At 51.4% G+C, this 17,414-nt stretch carries 19 protein-coding genes; 1 reads left to right on the top strand and 18 read right to left on the bottom strand.

Annotation, left to right across the window (positions count from 1 at the left end; genetic code table 11):
• Nucleotides 1-46 precede the first annotated feature (46 nt).
• The 4 genes from ftsY to C8J48_RS08230 form a co-directional block, all read right to left on the bottom strand.
• Nucleotides 47-1,036, bottom strand: a complete 990-nt coding sequence (ftsY, locus tag C8J48_RS08215) for a signal recognition particle-docking protein FtsY (RefSeq protein ID WP_107725813.1) — start codon at nucleotides 1,034-1,036, stop codon at nucleotides 47-49.
• Between the two features lie 17 nt (nucleotides 1,037-1,053).
• Nucleotides 1,054-4,638, bottom strand: a complete 3,585-nt coding sequence (gene smc, locus C8J48_RS08220; protein WP_107725814.1) for a chromosome segregation protein SMC — start codon at nucleotides 4,636-4,638, stop codon at nucleotides 1,054-1,056.
• A gap of 211 nt (nucleotides 4,639-4,849) precedes the next feature.
• Nucleotides 4,850-6,283 (bottom strand): aspartate ammonia-lyase, encoded by a 1,434-nt coding sequence (gene aspA / locus C8J48_RS08225; RefSeq protein ID WP_107725815.1) that lies wholly within the window; start codon nucleotides 6,281-6,283, stop codon nucleotides 4,850-4,852.
• 4 nt (nucleotides 6,284-6,287) lie between these two features.
• Nucleotides 6,288-7,295: an asparaginase gene (locus C8J48_RS08230; protein WP_107725816.1), complete on the bottom strand. Its 1,008-nt coding sequence runs from the start codon at nucleotides 7,293-7,295 to the stop codon at nucleotides 6,288-6,290.
• 168 nt (nucleotides 7,296-7,463) lie between these two features.
• Between C8J48_RS08230 and C8J48_RS08235 the strand changes: the two genes are divergently transcribed.
• On the top strand, nucleotides 7,464-7,826 hold the full coding sequence (locus C8J48_RS08235) for a helix-turn-helix domain-containing protein (protein WP_107725817.1): 363 nt from the start codon (nucleotides 7,464-7,466) through the stop codon (nucleotides 7,824-7,826).
• Nucleotides 7,827-7,941: 115 nt separating this feature from the next.
• Here the strand turns inward: C8J48_RS08235 and C8J48_RS08240 are convergent, their stop codons facing one another.
• The 14 genes from C8J48_RS08240 to rpmF all read right to left on the bottom strand — a co-directional run bounded on the left by C8J48_RS08240 (nucleotide 7,942) and on the right by rpmF (nucleotide 17,358).
• Nucleotides 7,942-8,853, bottom strand: a complete 912-nt coding sequence (locus tag C8J48_RS08240; RefSeq protein WP_107727653.1) for a Nif3-like dinuclear metal center hexameric protein — start codon at nucleotides 8,851-8,853, stop codon at nucleotides 7,942-7,944.
• A 212-nt stretch (nucleotides 8,854-9,065) separates the two neighbouring features.
• Nucleotides 9,066-9,404, bottom strand: a complete 339-nt coding sequence (locus C8J48_RS08245; protein ID WP_107725818.1) for a tRNA-binding protein — start codon at nucleotides 9,402-9,404, stop codon at nucleotides 9,066-9,068.
• A gap of 93 nt (nucleotides 9,405-9,497) precedes the next feature.
• Entirely contained in the window at nucleotides 9,498-9,704 is a 207-nt protein-coding gene (locus tag C8J48_RS08250) for a DUF8066 domain-containing protein (protein ID WP_107725819.1), read from the bottom strand.
• Nucleotides 9,705-9,891: 187 nt separating this feature from the next.
• A complete protein-coding gene (gene rnc, locus C8J48_RS08255; protein ID WP_107725820.1) occupies nucleotides 9,892-10,584 on the bottom strand; it encodes a ribonuclease III in 693 nt (230 codons plus the stop codon).
• 15 nt (nucleotides 10,585-10,599) lie between these two features.
• Nucleotides 10,600-11,847, bottom strand: coding sequence for a beta-ketoacyl-ACP synthase II (gene fabF / locus C8J48_RS08260; protein WP_107725821.1), 1,248 nt, complete (start codon nucleotides 11,845-11,847; stop codon nucleotides 10,600-10,602).
• Between the two features lie 89 nt (nucleotides 11,848-11,936).
• On the bottom strand, nucleotides 11,937-12,170 hold the full coding sequence (locus tag C8J48_RS08265; RefSeq protein WP_107725822.1) for an acyl carrier protein: 234 nt from the start codon (nucleotides 12,168-12,170) through the stop codon (nucleotides 11,937-11,939).
• Nucleotides 12,171-12,256: 86 nt separating this feature from the next.
• Complete coding sequence (gene fabG / locus C8J48_RS08270; RefSeq protein WP_107725823.1) at nucleotides 12,257-13,000, bottom strand: 3-oxoacyl-[acyl-carrier-protein] reductase; 744 nt, start codon at nucleotides 12,998-13,000, stop codon at nucleotides 12,257-12,259.
• Nucleotides 13,001-13,014: 14 nt separating this feature from the next.
• Nucleotides 13,015-13,953, bottom strand: a complete 939-nt coding sequence (gene fabD / locus C8J48_RS08275; RefSeq protein ID WP_107725824.1) for an ACP S-malonyltransferase — start codon at nucleotides 13,951-13,953, stop codon at nucleotides 13,015-13,017.
• A gap of 23 nt (nucleotides 13,954-13,976) precedes the next feature.
• Entirely contained in the window at nucleotides 13,977-14,981 is a 1,005-nt protein-coding gene (locus tag C8J48_RS08280) for a beta-ketoacyl-ACP synthase III (protein WP_107725825.1), read from the bottom strand.
• Nucleotides 14,978-15,985: a phosphate acyltransferase PlsX gene (plsX, locus tag C8J48_RS08285; RefSeq protein ID WP_107725826.1), complete on the bottom strand. Its 1,008-nt coding sequence runs from the start codon at nucleotides 15,983-15,985 to the stop codon at nucleotides 14,978-14,980. The genes C8J48_RS08280 and plsX overlap by 4 nt, the downstream gene beginning before the upstream one ends.
• The gene (gene fapR, locus C8J48_RS08290) at nucleotides 15,969-16,529 is read right to left on the bottom strand and encodes a transcription factor FapR (protein WP_245891195.1); all 561 of its coding nucleotides are present in this window, start codon (nucleotides 16,527-16,529) and stop codon (nucleotides 15,969-15,971) included. Before fapR ends, plsX begins: the two co-directional genes overlap by 17 nt.
• Before the next feature lie 96 nt (nucleotides 16,530-16,625).
• Nucleotides 16,626-16,847, bottom strand: a complete 222-nt coding sequence (locus C8J48_RS19360) for a hypothetical protein (protein ID WP_425430451.1) — start codon at nucleotides 16,845-16,847, stop codon at nucleotides 16,626-16,628.
• Nucleotides 16,848-16,873: 26 nt separating this feature from the next.
• Nucleotides 16,874-17,128, bottom strand: a complete 255-nt coding sequence (locus tag C8J48_RS08300) for a hypothetical protein (protein WP_107725829.1) — start codon at nucleotides 17,126-17,128, stop codon at nucleotides 16,874-16,876.
• Nucleotides 17,129-17,184: 56 nt separating this feature from the next.
• Nucleotides 17,185-17,358 carry a 50S ribosomal protein L32 gene (gene rpmF / locus C8J48_RS08305; RefSeq protein WP_107725830.1) on the bottom strand — a complete coding sequence of 58 codons (174 nt, stop codon included), beginning with the start codon at nucleotides 17,356-17,358 and terminating at the stop codon, nucleotides 17,185-17,187.
• Nucleotides 17,359-17,414 lie beyond the last annotated feature (56 nt).

Raw genomic sequence — 17,414 nt, forward strand, 5'->3', positions numbered from 1 at the left:
GCTTCATGGTAAATGTGATTGGTTGACATTAACGGTCGGGAAGTTCTCACCCTTCGGCCACTTCCGCTTCAATATCCTTTCCAAACAGGGCATGGACGAACTGCTCGGCGTCAAAGGGTTGTAAATCGTCCATCTTCTCACCGAGGCCAATCCACTTGACGGGCACCTCCAACTCTCGCCGGATGGCCAGAGCAATTCCACCTTTGGCCGTACCATCCATTTTGGTGAGAACAATCCCCGTCAGATTGGTGGCATCATTAAACATCTTCGCTTGTTGCATCGCGTTTTGTCCGGTGGTGGCATCCAACACCAGCAATGATTCATGGGGAGCGTCCGGTACCTCCCGACCGATGACCCGGTGCACCTTTTTTAGCTCTTCCATCAGATTCACTTTGTTTTGCAGGCGTCCGGCTGTATCACAGAGCAGGATGTCACACCCCCGCGCTTTAGCTGCCTGGACGGCATCGTACATCACCGCAGCGGGATCGGAGCCGGCTTGATGGCGAATCACATCCACCCCGACCCGTTCACCCCACACTTCCAGTTGTTCAATCGCTCCCGCCCGAAACGTATCCCCGGCGGCCAGCAACACTTTTTTGCCCTGTTGTTTATAGTGATGGGCCAACTTGCCGATGGTGGTGGTCTTCCCCACGCCGTTGACACCGACAAACAGAAAGATGGTCAACGCACCTTCCTGTACATTTACCACGGTTTCGCCATCGTCGCCCTGTAAAAGCTCAACCAAAATCTCCGACATTAGCGGTTTTAATTCGGCCGGATCTTTTATGCGGCGTTCTTTTACTTCTTGGCGCAAACGATCCACAATCTCCATCGTGGTATCCACTCCGACATCTGCCCCGATCAGGATGTCTTCCAATTCCTCATACAATTCCTCATCGATCTTGTTGCGGGTGAATACGGCATCCATCGCGCCGACCAACGAGGAGCTGGTTTTGCTCAACCCGGACATAAATTTGTGGGTGACCGTTTCTGTCGTTTTGGAGACACTCTCTCTCAGTTTCTTAAAAAAGCTCATCGTCGTTACCCCTCCTTTCAGGTGGAAGCAGTCTCTTCCAACCCTTCAAACTCTTCCAGCTTCACCGAGACAACCTTAGATACACCGGCCTCTTCCATCGTTACCCCATACATCACATCCGCCCCTTCCATTGTGCGTTTGCGGTGAGTGATGATGATAAACTGCGTCTTTTGCGAGAACTCCCGCAAATAACGGGTAAAACGGGACAGATTGGCTTCATCCAGCGCTGCATCCACTTCGTCCAGCACACAAAAAGGAACCGGTTTATAGCGCAACACGGCAAACAGAAGCGCAATTGCGGCCAAAGCCCGCTCCCCACCGGAGAGAAGCCCCAGGTTTTGCGGCTTTTTACCCGGGGGCTGTGCCGTGATCTCAATCCCCGTCTCCAGCAAATTGTCCGGTTCCGTCAAGCGCAAATCCGCTCGACCACCGCCGAACATCTTGGCAAATACATCATGAAACTCAATGCGGATCGCCTCAAAAGCAGTGGCAAAACGGTTGGACATCTCGCTTTCGATCTCGCGGATCACTCCGAACAGCGTCTCTTTCGCTTCCAACAGATCGTCCCGCTGCCCCTGCAGAAATTCAAAGCGGGTGCTGAGGCGCTGATGCTCATCGATTGCCCCCAGGTTCACCTCACCCAGAGCACCGATCTGCCCTTTAAGGGAACGTACCTCTCGTTCCGCTTGTTTCGCATTTTCCGGGCGGGGGTAACGTTCCTTCGCCAACTCAAAGCCGATCTCGTATTCTTCCGCCAATTTTTCCAATAAATGATTAAGCTCCACATCCATGCGGTTAACCCGCACTTCGTGCTTATGGAGGGATTCTTCCTGTTGACGCAGCCGTTTCTGCCTCTCCTTAAGGGTCTGCTCCTCTTCCCCGCGGCGATGATGGAGTTGATCCCGACTTTGCTTCGCTTGAGATAAAGCATCCTGGGCATTGTTTTTTTGCGTCCGCAGTTCAGCGGCACGATCCTCTAGCTGGCGGCTCTCTTCCCCGTGATCGGTCGCTCCCGATTCCAGTTCCTGCAACTTTCCCTGGGATTCCGCCATCTGATTGCCGATCCGGGCCAGCTCTTTTCCTAACCGTTCACAATCGACCGCCAGATACTCCCGTTCCTGTTGCAAACGGGCCACCCGAATTTTCCAGTCGGTGATCTCCCGATTGGTCTCATCTTTTTCCGATGCCCGCTGCTCCATTTGCTCCTGAGAAGCGTGAATCCGCCGCCGCAAAAGCGTCTCTTCCTCATCCAGAGCTTTTATGCGGCTGTCTCGCTCTTGCTTCTGTTGGGAAAAGGTTTGCTCCTCCTCTTCCAGCTTGGCCAATTCGACCCGGTTTTTTTCCCGTTGTTGGGTAAAAGTGCGGTGTTCCACCGTCCACTCCCGTTCGGCCCCTTTTAGCTCCTGTTGCTGTAGACGTAAGCGTTCCCCTTCTTCGCGTAACCGCTCCAACCGTTCATCGATAGAGGTAACCTCTTCTCGCAACGACTGGTGTTGGGTGCGAACGGTTTCCAACGCTTCTTCCGCCTCTTGAATTTCCCGTTCCAACGCTTCCACCTGCCGGGAGCGGCCCAACAGATTGGTCTTAGATTTTTGTCGACTCCCCCCTGACATGGAGCCGCCGGGATTGACCACATCTCCTTCCAGGGTGACAACGCGATAACGATATCCCATGCGACGGGCAATCGTATTGGCAGCTTCCATCCCTTCCGCCACTAACACCTGCCCCAAGAGATTATCCCGAACCGCACGGTATCGCTCCTCACTTTGCACCAGTTCCGCCGCTACCCCGATAAAGCCTGCGGTTCCCTCCAGCAGTTCCCGGTCCCGCGACGGCACGCTCCTTCCTTTGATCACATCCAACGGCAGAAACGTCGCCCGTCCGGCACGCCGCTCCTTGAGGAAACGGATCCCATGACGCCCCACCTGTTCATTTTCCACGACTAAGTGTTGCATCGCGCCGCCTAACGCCGTCTCCACTGCCGCTTCATATGCTTCTGGCACTTGAATCAGCTGCGCGACAGCACCGTGGATACCAGCCAGCTCCCGCTGTCCTCGGTCACGGGCCTTTAAGATTTCCTTAACCCCTTGAAAAAAGCCGGCATGCTCCGCTTCCATATCTTTGACGATATCCCTGCGGGAGCGGAGTGTATCCACTTGCTGCTCCGCTTGGCGCAGCTGTTGTGCCGTTTTGGCGATCTCTTTTTCCTGCGTTTGCCGCTTGCCAGCCCAACCTTTATACTGGTCACCACAGGTAGCGAGAGCCTTTTCCACCTCTTCCGTCTGACGGCGCCACTCCTGCTGGCGGGTAAGGAGATCGGCTTCGGCTCGTTCATCCAACGCTATTTGGGTGCGTAGACGTTCCTGCTGCTCCCGCAATTGCGCCAGCCGCTCATCGATGTGGCTGCCCTCACTGGAGAGGCGGGTACGCTCATGCAAAAGACGGGACAATTCTTCCCGCAAGTGATCCAAATCCTGAACATCCCCGTCTCCCCCGACGGCCAGACGGGCTTCCGCCGCCGACAACCGCGCTTGCACATCTTGTAATTCTTTATCCTTTTGCGACAGCCGCTCCTGCTGCTGCAACTGTTCCTGTTTGAGACGCGATTCTTCCAGGGATAACTCTTCCAACCGTTCCCGTGTTTGCGCAATCGCACCCGCACGGTTTTTGGCCCGTTCCTGCAACACCTCCCGCTGCCCTTCCGCCTTCTCCAGCTCCTCGCTGATCCGGAGCAGCTCTCCTTGCAACTTTTCGACTTCTTGCTCTTGTTGCTGAATCTGCCAACGCAGTTTCTCCAGCTCCGCTTCACCGCCGCTCACCTCGGTAATAAAACGGGACTGCTCCTCTTTTAACTGCTGGAGAGCGCCTTGCGCTTGCTCCCATTGTTGATGCAAATCCTCAATCTTATGTACATACAAACCGATCTCAGTATGAGTCAACTCTTCCTTTAACGCTTTATACTTTTTAGCCACTTCCGCCTGCTCCGCTAACGGCTCCACCTGATCTTCCAATTCGCTGACCAAGTCCTCAATCCGGGACAGGTTTTGCTCGGTTGCTTCTAACTTTTTTTCCGCTTCTTTTTTTCGGCTTTTGTATTTAACGATTCCCGCCGCTTCTTCAAAAATGGCCCGCCGATCCTCCGATTTAGTAGACAAAATCTCATCGATTCGCCCCTGACCGATCATGGAATAGGCCTCTTTCCCAATGCCTGTATCCATAAACAGTTCGGTGATATCTTTTAAGCGGCAGCTTTGTTTATTTATGTAGTATTCGCTCTCACCGGAGCGGTACACCCGACGGGTGACCGTCACTTCCCCGTAATCCAGGTGAAGCTTCTGGTCCTGATTGTCAAAGGTGATGGAAACTTCACAGTAACCCACCGGTTTGCGCGAATCGCTACCAGAAAAAATCACATCCTGCATGGAGGCACCCCGCAGCGATTTTGCACTCTGCTCCCCTAGCACCCAACGCATGCCGTCGGTGACATTGCTCTTCCCGCTCCCGTTGGGTCCCACCACCGCCGTCACCCCCGGCACAAACTCCAGCTCCGTTCGGTTGGCGAAAGATTTAAACCCCACCATGTCCAGCCGTTTTAAATGCAAGACGCGCCCTCCTTTCCATGGTTGTTCGATTCCGTCCCACCAATCGATGGAACGTCCGATCTAGGAGTATATTTTACCACGAAGAATCAAATTCAGATAAGGGTTTATCACGGTTAACCTGACGGCTTCTTAGGAGCAATCATCAGACACAAAAAACCCGCACTCAAAGCGAGTAGCGAGTGATAGCTGATGGATTCCAATGGTATACCAATCACTTTTCCAATAAGCGTTCCCCCGCAATGCCGGGGTGTGTCATTTCGTATGGATCTAAGATCAAATCGAGTTCCTCTTTACTCAAAACATTGTATTTTAAGCACAAATCACGAACAGAAGCACCTGTCACGATCGCTTCCCGGGCAATGCGGGCCGCAACTTCGTAGCCGATGTGCGGGTTGACCGCTGTAATCACCCCGACGCTCTTCTCCACATTTTCCTTTAACCTCGCTTGATTTGCCTCGATTCCAGACAGACAGTAGTCGGTAAACGCACGAAATGCATGGTCCATAATGCTGATGGATTGCAGCAAATTAAAGACGAGAACCGGCTCCATCACATTTAACTCCAGTTGTCCGGCTTCCGAAGCAAGACAGATGGTATGGTCGTTGCCGATCACTTGAAAAGCGACCTGGTTGATTACTTCTGCCATCACGGGATTTACTTTCCCAGGCATAATGGAAGAGCCGGGCTGACGAGCAGGCAACAAAATCTCAGCCAGCCCTGCACGAGGACCGGAAGCCATCAAGCGCAAATCGTTGGCCATTTTGGACATATTCATCATACAAACTTTGAGCGCAGCAGAAACCTCGGTATACGTATCCGTATTCTGAGTCGCATCCACCAGATGATCGGCACTTACCAATGGAAAGCCGCTGATCTCTGACAGGTGTTTGACTACCCTATCGATATAACGCGGATCGGCGTTTAGCCCGGTGCCGACGGCGGTAGCCCCCATATTCACCTCATACAAATGTTGACGGGATTGTTTCACCCGCTTGATGTCACGTTCCAACACCCGATGATACGCTTCAAATTCCTGGCCCAGACGGATGGGAACCGCATCTTGCAGATGAGTCCGCCCCATTTTAATAATCGGATCAAACTCGTTTGCTTTTTTCTTAAACCCGTTGCTCATCTCCTGCATCGTAACAAGCAATCGCTCCAACAAATGGAGGGTGGCGAGGTGGATGCCAGTTGGGAAGGCGTCATTCGTCGATTGCGCCATATTGACATGGGTATTGGGGCTTAATTGAAAATAATTCCCTTTTCGTTCTCCCAACAGTTCCAGCCCACGGTTGGCAATTACCTCATTGGTGTTCATATTGATGGAGGTTCCCGCTCCACCCTGGATCGGATCCACAATAAATTGATCATGCCACTTCCCATCGATAATTTCCTGAGCCGCTGTCACGATTGCTTGGCCCAATCGCGGATTGAGCCGACCAGTCTCCATATTCGCAAGCGCCGCCGCTTTTTTCACCATCGCCATCGCCCGAATAAGAGAGGGATGAAGCCGATAGCCGGTAATGGGGAAGTTTTCGGTTGCACGTAAGGTTTGGATGCCATAGTAAGCATCAGCAGGAATATCCTTTTCCCCGAGAAAATCTTTTTCAATCCGGTATGACGCATCCACGGTGAGGTTGTTCATGTTCTCATCCGCTCTCCTTTTGATGTTCCAACGAAAGATCATGAGCAATCGGTGTTTCCATGATTCGTTTCACTTCTTGAAGATCCTTCGTTTTCCCCAATGTCCACATCAACTTGGCCACCATCGCTTCTGTATTCATATCCCGGGAAAGAATGATCAGGTTTTGGGCCACTTTTCGCCCCACTTCATACAAAAACAGATCTTCTCCCTCTTCTAAGCATTGGGTGGTAATGGCCACTACCATTCCGGAATCGATCAATTCCTTGATTTTAGAAAGTAAATCCCTTTTCTCAAATGGAATGCCTCCGTTGCCGTAACTTTCGATGATGACACTTTGATACAAACCCTTGATGCGGTCAAGGAGTTCCGGCTTCATTCCCGGATACAGCTTCAATAGGAAAACATCGGGACAGAGAGAGGTATCAAGCTTTAACTCCCCCTTCTCCATGGAAGGTACGCCTTGATGGTAACGGACTTCCCCTCGATCGATAAAAGCCACATAAGGATGATTAATACTTTCAAAGGCGTCATAACTTTTGGTTCGCATTTTAACCGCTCGAGTTCCCTGGATCACCCTACCGTCAAACACCACATAGACTCCAGCAATCGCTTCACAAGCGAGGCGCGCAGCATCGGCGATATTCTTTTTGGCATCGGTCTTATCATAATGAATGGGCACTTGCGAACCGGTAATCACGATGGGCTTGGTTCCGTTTTGCAGCATATAGGAAAGCGCCGCCGAAGTATACGCCATGGTATCGGTTCCATGAGTAACCACAAAGCCGTCATAATGGTCGTAATTATTGGCGATGGTTTCCGCAATCTGTACCCATAGCTCCGGCTGCATATTGGTGCTGTCTATGTTCATCAATGTTTGGTATTCCATGTGATAATCTCGGGTATGCGGCAAATAATTGAATAAATCTGCGGCCGTCATTCCAGGAGCGAGCCCGTCTTTTCCCTCGATGGAAGCGATCGTTCCACCCGTTGTCAATAAGAGTAATCGTTTCATCGGTTACACCTCGAATACAAATGTAGCACCCTATTGTCAACATGTTCACTTTTCGATAAGATAAATCCGTACGCAAAACGCGTACTATAAACTTAATTATAATCATAACTCCACACAAATCAACTAAAATGTATTCAATTCGCGTACGATTGGTTGGGGGGCCAGAAGATGTTTCTGGATCGATTAATGGAATTGAGAAAACAGAGAAAATGGTCAATACAAGATACGGCCGATCGACTCGGCATTCCCAAAAGCACCTATGCAGGATATGAATCCGGATACCGCCGACCCTCACTGGAAGCATTAACAGCGATGGCGGATTTGTTTGGAACCTCCCTCGATTATCTGATGGGCCGTGTCGATGATCCGACTTTTCATTCTAAAGAAACGAACCCCATCGAACTGACGAATCTCCAAAACGGAAACCTGACCGTCGATGGGAACCCGCTATCGCTTGCGGAGATCCAACATTTGATCGCTTTTGTACGTACAAAGAGAGAATTGGAAAAATACGAAAATGTTCCCGGTTGAAGCATGTAAAATAAAGCCATCCCGTCGCTAGGGATGGCTCTGATGTGCTATGAGACCCTTTTTCCGTCTTTTTCGTACATCTGCCTTGTTCGACTCTTATCATGCTGTGACCATTTCACAACCACCAACGCCGTTGCGGGAGCAATGTGTAGGGGACACCGATATGCTGAAACCATTCTGCCATCTGTGTTTTCATCACATGGTACTCAGAAGCGGCATGGGATACTCCGATTAGAGACATCGCGGTAAGGGGCACATACGCCATCATCTCCCGATAGCGGTGGCGACCGTAATTGTTATCGATATGGCAGTGGACTTCCCCGGTGATATACGCATCCGCTCCCAAGCCCTCCGCCTCCCGCATCGCCTCTACCCGGTCACCACATCCGGCGACAATGGCGATACGCTTGATTGATTCCCGCTTCTTCCCTTCAAAATCCACATAGGGAATAGCAAAAATCTTCTCTAACCGCCGGATCAGATGATCGGTATCCGTTTGGTCGATATTGCCGATCCAGCCCATCTCCCCCTCCGCTTGCCGGAAGAAAAAAGCGTCTGGCTTTACGCCTAAAGTAGCGGCAATCGCAGCATTGGTGCCGATCCTTTGGCCCAAATCCATCGGGACATGGCAGGTGTAGACGGAAAGCTGCTTTTTCGCGACGGCATTTAGCCGCTCTTCCGCGATCGGCACAAACCCCCGTCCCCAGCGACCGCGTGGATCGCCGCACTCCATCAGCAGGGGATGGTGCATAAACAAAAGATCTCCCGCTTCCGCCTCCGCCACAAACCGGTCCAGCACATCATCCGAGGGAAACACCGCCAAAAATACCCGCCCCACTTCCTCTGCTCCCCGCATCATCAAACCGTTGAAACGACGGGTGAAATCCGGCTCAAACCGGCTTTTCCAGTCGATTCCTACCGAGTCGTACACCATTGGAATAAAACGGCTAAAAGCGGAATCGAGAGCCATGATATCTAATCGGAACAATTGATCCAGTTTTTGTGCTAATGTTTGTATGGAAACCATCATTCCCCACTCTCTCAATCTTTATCGAATAATTCCTTCATTGCACCACAATTCATACAATTTCCGACCGCCATAAACCGCCATAAAAGCATCCCTCAGTACTGATGCTTCATCACCCTAAGATGCGTATGTATTTCTTTTTGCTTGACTTAGGAAGTTAATGAGTGATTTATAATTAAATGTCACCTTCACTCCTCCATTACAGAATGTATCTAATACAACCGTCTTCCCCGCGGCACTTCCCGGTCCGGTTGGATTAAGGCCACTTCCCCATTTTCCGTATCGACTCCTAGCACCAACACCTCTGATCGAAAGCCAGCGATTCGCTTCGGCGGAAAATTGGTTACCGCCAGCACTTGGCGTCCCAGTAATTCTTCTTGATCATATAAATTCGTAATCTGAGCACTGCTCTGTTTTACCCCCATCCCCTCGCCAAAATCGATCCATAGTTTATACGCCGGTTTCCGCGCCTCTGGAAAGGATTCAACGTTTGTGATTGTGCCGACGTGAATCTTCACTTTACTAAAATCTTCGTATTGGATCTGTGCCATGGGTAACACTCCTTTTTTGCTGGTAACCGATAAAAGGTAATGATCGTGTACTAGTATGTCAGTCTCCCTTTTCCTCTCTTTTATCCTCAGGCTTCAACTGGTGCAAAGTACCACTTCCCCATTGCGTATACCAGAAAGGCCACCTTCAGCGATCCGGGCTAGTGTGCGAGCCTGAGACTCCTGTGTTTTTACCAATCGCCACATCAACCAACATAGGACCAACGCCAATATCAATGGAAATAGTCCAGCGATTGCAACCATGATCAGCTGAAATATCAACATTCCCACTTCCACCTGCATATCTCTCCCTCCTTCGTTATCAATCACAAAATATGGCCAAATAAATGAGCAACATCAGCAGAGGAAGCCTGAAACAACATGAGTTCACTTTCACTTAACTTTTTATCTTTGCTTCCATTAGGTACATTCCTCTTGATAAAAATGAAAAACCACCGGTTATGCCCATGTACCCGGTGGTTTGTACAGCCTATTCCTGTTGTCGGAATCGCTCCAGTCCTTCGGTTGCTGCCCGTTGTTCTGCTTCCTTTTTGGAGCGGCCGACGCCGCTGCCCAATTTTTGCCCCAGCAGCCACACCTCTGCTTTAAACTGCCGATCATGAGCCGGTCCCTGCACATCGACGATCTGATACTCCAATGTGCCGAGACGTTCCTGCTGGACCGCTTCCTGCAGCTGGCTCTTGGCGTCGGTGGCTTGAGCCAGCCACGATTCGCCAATCTGTGGGAAAATCTTCGCTTGCAGAAACTCTCGGACCGCATCCAATCCTTTTTCCAGATAGAGTGCTCCGATAAATGCTTCAAACACATCAGCCAAGAGGGAAGGGCGATTTCGCCCCCCGGTCATCTCCTCTCCGCGGCCCAAACGGATGTGCTCTCCAAACCCGAGTTGACGGGCAAACATGGCCAGAGACGGTTCACATACCACTCGGGCACGCATACGGGTCAGATCGCCTTCTTTCATCCTGGGATACCGCTGGTAGAGGTGTTCGGAGACCGTCAGTTCCAACACGGCGTCCCCCAGAAATTCCAACCGTTCGTTATCCAGAGGTATTCCGCTACCCTTTTTTTCATGGGCATATGAGGTATGGGTAAAAGCTTGTTGAAAAAGGGTGTGGTCCTGGAGGACCAAGCCCGTGGACTGTCCCAGCTCAGCCAGGTTCATGCACGCATCACCTGCTTATTCCACTTCGTTAAAAGCTTTTAAAACAATGGTGGCGTTATGTCCGCCGAAGCCAAAGGAATTGGAGAGAGCCGCTTTTACCGATACTCGTCGTGCTTCATTGGGTACATAATCCAGATCGCACTCCGGATCCGGATTATCCTGGTTGATCGTCGGCGGCAAGATGCCCTCTTTTAAGGCTAGTGCGGTTGCTATTGCCTCTACACCGCCGGATGCTCCCAACAAGTGACCTGTCATCGATTTGGTGGAGCTAATCGCTAATTGCTCAGCATGTTCACCGAAAACGGTTTTAATCGCCATCGTTTCAAATTTGTCATTAAACTCAGTAGACGTTCCATGAGCATTGATATACCCAATCGCTTGCGGTTGTAAACCGGCATCCGCCAACGCGCGTTTCATCGAGCGGGCGGCTCCTTCCCCTTCCGGAGCAGGTGAAGTGAGGTGAAAAGCGTCGCCGCTCATACCATAACCAGCTACTTCCGCAATGATGTTGGCCCCGCGTGCCCGAGCATGTTCCTCGCTCTCCAGGATTACAATTCCGGATCCTTCACCCATGACAAACCCATCCCGGTCCTTAGCAAAAGGACGACTCGCCTTTTCCGGTTCGTCGTTGCGGGTGGACATCGCTTTAGCGGAACAAAAACCAGCGAAAGCCATCGGTGTAATCGTCGCTTCAGCCCCACCGGCGATCATCACATCCGCATCGCCGCGCTGGATGATTTTCGCCGCATCACCGATGGAGTGGGTACCCGTGGCACAGGCGGAAATCGCCGCACTGTTGGGACCTTTGGCACCGGTTGCGATCGAGACTTGTCCAGCGGCCATATTGGCGATCATCATCGGAATAAAGAAGGGGCTCACCTTTTTCGGTCCGCGCTCCAACAGATTCCGATGCTGTTCTTCCCAGGTCTTCAACCCGCCAATTCCGGATCCGACATACACTCCGATCCGGTCCGCATCCATTCCTTCGATATCCAAATCGGCATTGTCCAACGCTTGCTTGGAAGCCACCACGGCAAATTGGACGAAACGATCCATGCGCCGTACTTCTTTGCGATCAAAATGGTCCAAAGGATCAAAATCCTTCACTTCCGCCGCAATCCGGGTGGAAAATGCTTCACTATCAAATTGGGTAATGGGGCCAACACCCGATTTTCCATTGATCAAGTTCTTCCAAAATGTCGGTATATCATTGCCGATCGGTGAAATGACCCCCAGACCGGTGATCACGACCCGTTTCGCCAATTGAGTCACCGCCTTTTCCAAAACAAAATGGGAGGAAAACAATTGAGAAGGGAGAAAGTCCCGTTTGAGGGACGGGACTTTATTTCCTGTTATCCACGGGAGTCGATGTAAGTAACAATATCCCCCACCGTGTTGATTTTCTCCGCTTCTTCATCGGCAATTTCCAAGGAGAATTCATCTTCTAATTCAAGGATCAAATCCATCACATCCAGGGAGTCCGCTCCCAGGTCGTCTTTGATCGCTGCTTCAGGAGTTACCTGTGCAGCGTCAACCCCGAGATGATCCACGACGATTTTTTGTACTCGTTCCAGCGTATCTGCCATTACCTTCACCTCCCTTTCGTATTATACGAAATGTAGTACCAAAAATCGAGAATGGAAAGTTTTTCTGCAACCAACTTGCTACATCCTTATGATGTAACCATACCACCATCCACCTTCAATGTCTGACCGGTGATATAGGAAGCCCGATCAGAGGCTAAAAAAGTGACGGCATGGGCGATATCTTCCGCTTTACCAAAACGGGACAATGGAATCTGATCCAACAGCTCTTTTTGCACGTCATCACCCAGCTTGGTGGTCATATCCGTTTCAATAAAACCGGGAGCAATCGCATTTACCGTAATCCCGCGACTGGCCAATTCCTTGGCGGCTGTTTTCGTTAAACCGATCACACCCGCTTTTGCCGCCGTATAGTTGGCTTGTCCCGGATTTCCGACTAACCCCACCACCGAACTGATATTGATAATACGGCCAAATCGCTGCTTCATCATCGGCCGAGTCACCGCTTTGGTACAGAGGAAGACCCCTTTTAGGTTGGTGTTGATCACCTGATCCCAATCCTCTTCCTTGATGCGCAGCATCAGATTGTCCCGGGTGATCCCGGCATTATTCACCAGAATATCAATCCGGCCAAAGCTTTCCACCACCTGCTTAACGGCTTCATTTACCTGCGCGGCGTCCGCTACATCACATTGGATAATTTCCGCCCGCTGCCCCGTTTCCCGAATACGGGAAGCCGTTTCCTCGGCAGCATCAAAGTTGCCAGCAAACAGCACCGCAACATCAGCACCCGCTTTAGCCAGATCGACCGCGACCGCTCGGCCGATTCCTCTGGATCCTCCCGTCACCATCGCGATTTTGCCGCTTAACATGATTCCACCTCTTTTTAATCCATCTTTGCCAATGCTTGCTGCAAGGATTCCTCACTGTGGATGGACAACATCGTCACCCGGCGGTTTACTTTGCGAACCAAGCCGGAGAGAACGTTGCCGGGGCCGATTTCCACAAAAGTATCCACCCCTTGTTCCATCATCCAGCGAATACTATCCTCCCACAGTACTGGAGAATAAATCTGTTCCACCAAACGATGGCGGATCGCCTCTACATCCGTCTCCGCTTGTGCGGACACATTGGCTACTACCGGTACTCTTCCTTCATGCAAGGGAAGCTCAGCCAACACTTTCTCCATTTTCTCCGCTGCCGGTTTCATCAGGCGGGAATGAAAGGGTCCGCTCACCGCCAGCTGAATCACCCGTCGGGCCCCCTGCGTTTCCGCTTCTGCCGATGCTTGCAACACTGCTTCCTTTTCACCGGAGATCACCAATTGACCGGGGCAGTTGTAATTTGCCGGCTCCACCACTTGTCCCCGATCGCGGAGCTTGCGACAGATTTCGTCCACCACTTCCCGCTCCAGGCCGATGACAGCCGCCATGCCGCCCTGTCCCGCCGGAACCGCCTCTTCCATCAAGAGGCCGCGTTGTCGTACAGCTAGAACCGCATCTTCAAAGGAAAGCACACCTGCCGCTACCAAAGCGGTGTATTCCCCCAAAGAGTGACCAGCGACAAAATCGGGCTTTCCCGCCCACTCTCGTTCCAGCAATGACAGTAAGGCAGCACTGGTAGTCAGAATCGCCGGTTGCGCATTGGCCGTTAAGCGTAACTCTTCCTCCGGCCCTGTAAAGATGAGGTTAGACAGGGAGAACCCCAATCTCTCATCTGCTTTTTCAAACCGCTCACGTGCTAGTGCATCTGCTTCATACGTCTCTTTTCCCATTCCGACGGCTTGGGAGCCTTGTCCCGGAAAAAGAAAAGCAATTTTCCCCATACATAACCCTCCGCAGGAGTTTTTCAGACCGATTTTACTGTTGGCATCGTCCATTTCAATACCGACGATCCCCAGGTCATTCCTCCACCGAAGCCGACTAAAACCAGTGTATCTCCCTGTTGGATACGTCCAGTACGGACCGCTTCATCCAAGGCTACCGGAATCGAGGCGGAAGACATATTGCCGTATCGATCCAGATTAACCACCACTTTATCGTGGGATAGACCCAACCGCTGAACAGCGGTATCGATAATGCGCAGATTGGCTTGGTGCGGAATGAGAAAATCGACGTCATCTTTGGTTAGACCCGCCTTTTCCAAGGCTTTTTCCGCCGATGAACCCAATACGCGAACGGCGAATTTAAACACTTCACGCCCATTCATCGAGACAAAATGAAGCCGCTCATCCACAGATTCACGGGAAGCGGGAATGCGAGAACCACCCGCCGGTTGCTTCAGCAGATGACCACCGGAACCGTCTCCACCCAATTCAAAGGAGAGAAATCCGCTTCCCTCGTCAACGGCCCCCAATACAGCCGCACCAGCCCCATCCCCAAACAGAACACAGGTGTTGCGATCGGTAAAGTCCATAATCTTAGAAAGGCAGTCCACCCCGATCACGAGCGCATGTTGATACAGGCCTGTTTGGATAAACTGTGTCGCCGTCGCCACCCCATATAAAAATCCGGTACAGGCGGCGGACAAATCGAAAGTGGCGGCACGATCCGCTCCCAGCTGATCCTGAACTAAGCAGGCCGTAGCCGGAAATGACATATCCGGCGTTACCGTAGCCACAATGATCAGATCCAGGTCAGAGGGTGCCAATCCTGCTGAATCCAGCGCACGCCGGGCCGCTTCCACCGCTAGATCGGAAGACGCCTGGTTCTCATCGGCGATGCGTCTCTCCCGAATCCCAGTCCGGGATACAATCCACTCATCACTGGTATCCACCAATTTTTCCAAGTCCGCATTGGTTAAAACCTTTTCGGGCAAACACGCCCCGGTACCGATGATGCCCACCGATTTCATCGGTGCTCATCCCCTTCCAATCGATTTAGTTCATCGCTGATGCGGGTGATCACCTGTTGTTCCACATATAGCCGTGCCTGTCTGACGGCATTAAATACAGCGCGGGCATCGGAAGAACCGTGGGCTTTTACAACTGGTCCCTGCAACCCCAACAGCGGGGCACCACCGTGCTCCTTATAATCCATCTCAGTAGCAAAGCGCTTCAACCCGGGCTTCAGGATTGCAGCGGCCAGTTTGGTGATCGCATTTCGTGTAAACTCTTTCTTTAAGCGATCAAAGATGGCTTTGGCCACCCCTTCGGTGTTTTTTAACAAGATGTTTCCACTAAACCCGTCGCACACCAGTACATCACAATCCCCATTTAACACATTCCGTGCTTCCACATTGCCGATAAAGTTGAGAGGTAGCGCCGAAATGCGTTGGTATACCTCTTTGGTAAAGGTAGTTCCCTTCCCGCCTTCAGCTCCGATGTTTAACAATCCCACCCTTGGTCGCTCAAAGCCGAGTACCGCTTCAGCGTACAAGCTACCCATCAGAGCATACTGCTCCAGGTGCTCCGGTCGGGCTTCCGGGTTGGCCCCTACATCTAAAACCAGCATCCCCTTCTGAGTGAGGGTGGGAAAAATCGGTGCCAGGGCCGGACGTTCAATCCCCGGCAGTCGTCCGGTCACCAGCAGCCCCGCCGCCATCAACGCCCCCGTATTGCCGGCGCTGATAAAGACGTCCGCTTCCCCTTCTTTCACCATACGGCACCCTCTGACAATGGAGGAATCCTTTTTCCGCCGAATAGCCTTTACCGGTTCTTCATCCGTCTCAATATGTTGGGTAACCGCCATCAATTGCACATTAGTCGGCAATTCTCCGGCAAGATGGGGCTTTACTTCGTCTTCTACACCCAATAAAACAAACTGCGTATCCGGCCATTCCCGGGCAGCCCGCAGGGTTCCGTCCACCATCGCTTCAGGGGCGAAATCCCCTCCCATGGCGTCAAAAGCGATGCGCATATTGGTCCTCCTTCGAGCGGTAAACATCAAATACCCCTTGAAACACCGTTTCATCGCCCACTCGCGTCTGTACGTCCACCTGGGTGCGATGAGGAGTTTCCTTTACCACCACCGCTTTGGCGATACATTGCTCACCCAGGTGAACCGGGCGCACAAAACGAATGCTCGCTGTCGCCGTCAGCACCACTTCGGAGTCGACGACAGCCACGGCCAGCGAGTTGGCCTGTGCGAACAGATGATGTCCACGGGCAATTCGGGTGCGGGCAAAAACATGCTCTTCCAGAATCGTTAAAACCGATTGCCCACCCTGGTCCAGCCGCAGCTCCGTCACTTCCCCGATCACTTCTTCCGGATGGAGCGAGCGTACATTGCGTTCAGCCATATGCTTAATGCGCTCCCTCAATTCCGGAATCCCCAGCTCCATCCGATCTAAGCGGATGGTCTGAATACTAACCCCGAACCGGCCAGCCATCTCCTCATCAGTCAAAAATGGTTCCCGTTCCAGGGCCGCTTGTAACTGCTTCTGCCGATCTCGTTTGCTCAGGCGCACAGCGAAAGGTTCACCACCTTTTTATTACCACATGCTAATACCAAGTGCTAAATCAGTATACAAAAAAGAGAGCCTTTTTACAAGACCCCATTATCTCTCTTCAAAAAACCGGATGTACCCTTTCTCAAAGTCCGGCTTTCGCGGGTTGTTTTGAAGATTCTCGATCATATCATACAAGCCATAAATTTTGTCGTACATTTGACTTCTATCATACAAATCGCGATCTTTTGCGCCGTATGCCTCCAATACCGCACACCGAAATCCTTCCGGATAATAACACATATACATGAAATCCAAGGCAGGGTCTTCCATGCCCGCTTCCCCGAAATCGATAACCCCTAGACGACCGGTTCTTTCATCCCAAAAAATAAAATTGCTTCTGTCCGCTTGCCTAATCTGCGAATGAGTTCCTGCCTTACACCATACGCATCAACCTGTAATCCGTCGCGGAAGAAAGCGATCACAATTTTTTTATCCAAAATCAAAACCTCTTTTTCGCAACCTGTGGTTATCAACTCATATTCCTGATAAGACAGTTCTCCCATTTCAGCTTTTACAAGATCCAGTTTTTGTTCTATTAACTGCTCCTTCACAAATGCCCCCTCCTACGAAAAACAAGGACCATAGTGGTCCTTGTCCCCATCGCCACTCAGTCGTTGACGACATCATTTCCTTTGTAGTAACCGCACTCTTTGCACACGCGATGGGAAAGCTTCATTTCCCCGCACTGCGGGCAACGTACCATACCCGGTACGGACAACTTAAAGTGCGTACGACGCTTGCGCTTGCGGGTTTTGGAAGTCCGACGAAAAGGTACTGCCATCTTTCTCACCCCCTTGATCAATCACTCTTCCCGTATTATCGTTCCTGCCAGTATAC

The organism is Desmospora activa DSM 45169 (genome assembly GCF_003046315.1).
Lineage (GTDB): Bacteria > Bacillota > Bacilli > Thermoactinomycetales > DSM-45169 > Desmospora > Desmospora activa.

Bases quoted from the DNA above. Each gene is read 5' to 3' on its own strand.
- ftsY (WP_107725813.1), bottom strand. From the start codon at position 1,036: ATGAGCTTTTTTAAGAAACTGAGAGAGAGTGTCTCCAAAACGACAGAA.
- aspA (WP_107725815.1), bottom strand. From the start codon at position 6,283: ATGAACAACCTCACCGTGGATGCGTCATACCGGATTGAAAAAGATTTT.
- C8J48_RS08230 (WP_107725816.1), bottom strand. From the start codon at position 7,295: ATGAAACGATTACTCTTATTGACAACGGGTGGAACGATCGCTTCCATC.
- C8J48_RS08235 (WP_107725817.1), top strand. From the start codon at position 7,464: ATGTTTCTGGATCGATTAATGGAATTGAGAAAACAGAGAAAATGGTCA.
- C8J48_RS08240 (WP_107727653.1), bottom strand. From the start codon at position 8,853: ATGGTTTCCATACAAACATTAGCACAAAAACTGGATCAATTGTTCCGA.
- C8J48_RS08245 (WP_107725818.1), bottom strand. From the start codon at position 9,404: ATGGCACAGATCCAATACGAAGATTTTAGTAAAGTGAAGATTCACGTC.
- C8J48_RS08250 (WP_107725819.1), bottom strand. From the start codon at position 9,704: ATGCAGGTGGAAGTGGGAATGTTGATATTTCAGCTGATCATGGTTGCA.
- rnc (WP_107725820.1), bottom strand. From the start codon at position 10,584: ATGAACCTGGCTGAGCTGGGACAGTCCACGGGCTTGGTCCTCCAGGAC.
- C8J48_RS08265 (WP_107725822.1), bottom strand. From the start codon at position 12,170: ATGGCAGATACGCTGGAACGAGTACAAAAAATCGTCGTGGATCATCTC.
- fabG (WP_107725823.1), bottom strand. From the start codon at position 13,000: ATGTTAAGCGGCAAAATCGCGATGGTGACGGGAGGATCCAGAGGAATC.
- fabD (WP_107725824.1), bottom strand. From the start codon at position 13,953: ATGGGGAAAATTGCTTTTCTTTTTCCGGGACAAGGCTCCCAAGCCGTC.
- C8J48_RS08280 (WP_107725825.1), bottom strand. From the start codon at position 14,981: ATGAAATCGGTGGGCATCATCGGTACCGGGGCGTGTTTGCCCGAAAAG.
- plsX (WP_107725826.1), bottom strand. From the start codon at position 15,985: ATGCGCATCGCTTTTGACGCCATGGGAGGGGATTTCGCCCCTGAAGCG.
- C8J48_RS19360 (WP_425430451.1), bottom strand. From the start codon at position 16,847: ATGGAAGACCCTGCCTTGGATTTCATGTATATGTGTTATTATCCGGAA.
- rpmF (WP_107725830.1), bottom strand. From the start codon at position 17,358: ATGGCAGTACCTTTTCGTCGGACTTCCAAAACCCGCAAGCGCAAGCGT.